The sequence below is a fragment of the Pseudomonas sp. Sample_9 genome (assembly GCF_004307535.1).
Lineage (GTDB): Bacteria > Pseudomonadota > Gammaproteobacteria > Pseudomonadales > Pseudomonadaceae > Aquipseudomonas > Aquipseudomonas mercuritolerans.
Genome location: NZ_RAZO01000251.1, coordinates 1 through 1,667 on the forward strand (window position 1 = coordinate 1; position 1,667 = coordinate 1,667).

At 60.7% G+C, this 1,667-nt stretch carries 1 protein-coding gene; it reads right to left on the minus strand.

The window, feature by feature from the left end; translation table 11 throughout:
• Window positions 1-97: 97 nt before the first annotated feature.
• Entirely contained in the window at window positions 98-1,408 is a 1,311-nt protein-coding gene (locus D6877_RS14360) for an MFS transporter (RefSeq protein ID WP_130911224.1), read from the minus strand.
• Between the last annotated feature and the right edge of the window lie 259 nt (window positions 1,409-1,667).

A 1,667-nucleotide genomic window follows, 5' to 3' on the forward strand; every position in this document is an offset into this window, starting at 1 on the left:
GGCGTCCTTGGTTTTTTCCGGGGCGTCTTCCTGCATATCCAGCCTTTTACCGTTGAGCGAAGGAACGGGCGGCATTATGGTCGCCCGAGACTGAGCACTACAACTCGATACGCTCGACCTTGCCGACCAGCAGCACGTAGGACAAGGCACCGACCAGTGCGAGCACGGCGATGTAGGTGATCGCCGGAGCGAACGAATCGCCGCTGGCGAGGAAGCCGATCACGATCGGCGTAGCGATCGCCGAAAGATTGCCGATGAAGTTGAACACGCCACCGGTCAGACCGAGCAACCGCGCCGGTGCCAGCGTCGACACCAGCGACCAGGTGATCGACGCCAGACCGTTGCCAAAAAATGCCAGGGCGAGGAAGGCAATCACCAGCGGCGTCGACTCGACAAAGTTGGCGCCGATGATCGAAGTCGAAATCAGCAGCCCGCCAATGATCGGCAGTTTGCGCGCGAAGCCCACGGTGTAGCCGCGCCGGATCAGGAAGTCGGAAAAGAATCCCGAGCACAACACGCCGACGAACGCGGCAAGAAATGGCAGCGATGCGAGCAGACCGGACTTGATGAAGTCCATGCCGCGATATTTCACCAGATAGGTCGGAAACCAGGTGAGGAAAAACCACAGCGTCGAGTTCAGGCAGAACTGGCCGAGGTAGATGCCCCACAACTTGCGCTTGCTGAGGACGATGCCCAGATCGGTCCAGCTGAATTTGGCTTTGACCTTGGCCGCCTCGGCCTGGATATCGACCAGCCCGCCGCCTTCGCGGATCAGGTCGATTTCCGCCTCGTTAGTGCCTTTGAAATCGCGCGGCTCGCGATACACCGCGTACCAGATCAGCGCCCAGAGAATGCCCACCGCGCCGGTGGCGACGAACACCATGTGCCAGCCGAATTCATGTTGCAGCCATGCCAGCACCGGGGTCAGGAAAGCCAGACCGACAAACTGTCCGGAAGTGTAGAAACCGATCGCCGTGGCTCGCTCGCGCTCAGGGAACCAGGTGGTGACCACGCGGCTGTTGATCGGATAGGCCGGCGCCTCCAGCGCACCGACGGCCATGCGCAGCACGAACAGGGCGATGAAGCTGCTGACGAAACCGAGCATCACCGTGGCCACCGACCACAGCAGCAGCGCGACGCTATAAAGGATGCGCGGCGGCACGCGATCGACCAGCCAGCCGCCGGGGATCTGCATCGCGGCGTAAGTCCAGCCGAAGGCGGAGAAGATCAGACCGACGTGTACCGGATCGATGCCCAGCTCACTGGTCAGCGCCGGCGCGGCAATCGACAGATTGCTGCGGTCGAGGTAGTTGATGACCACGGTGATGAACAGCAACACCATGATGAAAAATCGCTTGCGGCTAGGCGTGACTAAAGACGCCTGCCCGGAGAGGGTGTGCGTTTGCATGAGAGATGCCTCTTTTTATGTTTGTTTGAGGACAGTCTTGAGACTTGAACAGAATCCTGTGGGAGCGAGCTTGCTCGCGAAGACGGCGGCACATCCGGCATCGATGTGACTGACCTGCCGCATTCGCGAGCAAGCTCGCTCCCACAAGGGATTGGTGGTGTGTCAGGCAGTACTCACCACTCGGCAAAGCTGCCATCGGCATGACGCCAGATCGGGTTGCGCCAGCGGTGGCCGACGGCGGCACGCTCGATCACGTATT

Bases quoted from the DNA above. Each gene is read 5' to 3' on its own strand.
- D6877_RS14360 (WP_130911224.1), bottom strand. From the start codon at position 1,408: ATGCAAACGCACACCCTCTCCGGGCAGGCGTCTTTAGTCACGCCTAGC.